1 protein-coding gene is annotated in these 383 nt (G+C 46.7%); it reads left to right on the top strand.

What is annotated here, in order from left to right; all coding sequences use genetic code 11:
* On the top strand, positions 1-383 hold a 383-nt coding region (locus A3750_RS25900; protein WP_197474900.1), incomplete at both ends, for an Ig-like domain-containing protein.

The raw sequence follows: 383 nt of genomic DNA, 5'->3' as shown, positions 1-383 counted from the left end.
ATCGATTTCGTAGGGGTAAATGATGCGCCAGAGGCTTTGGTAGACGAAGTTGAAGTTGGAGCGGATGGCTCGTTAGTCCTAAACGTAGCTGATTTACTTCTAAATGACATCGATATTGATAACGGCGATACCGTTAGTTTTGTTGGCTTAGGCGATCTGACTGATACGCAAGGCACTGTTGTTGACAATGGAGACGGCACTCTTTCATATGATACGAATGGTTTGTTTGAGAGTTTAGCTCAAGATGAGACGACGACTGATCAAATTGCCTATATTATCACCGACTCTGCAGGCCTTCAGGCAGAGGGGGATATCAATGTCACGGTTAGGGGGCTTAACGCGGCGCCAGTTGCTGTTGATGATAGCGGTCTCTCCGTAGATGT

This window comes from Oleiphilus sp. HI0079, assembly GCF_001635105.1.
Note: the sequence above shows the minus strand (reverse complement) of the source record. Positions and strands in the feature narration are given on the sequence as shown.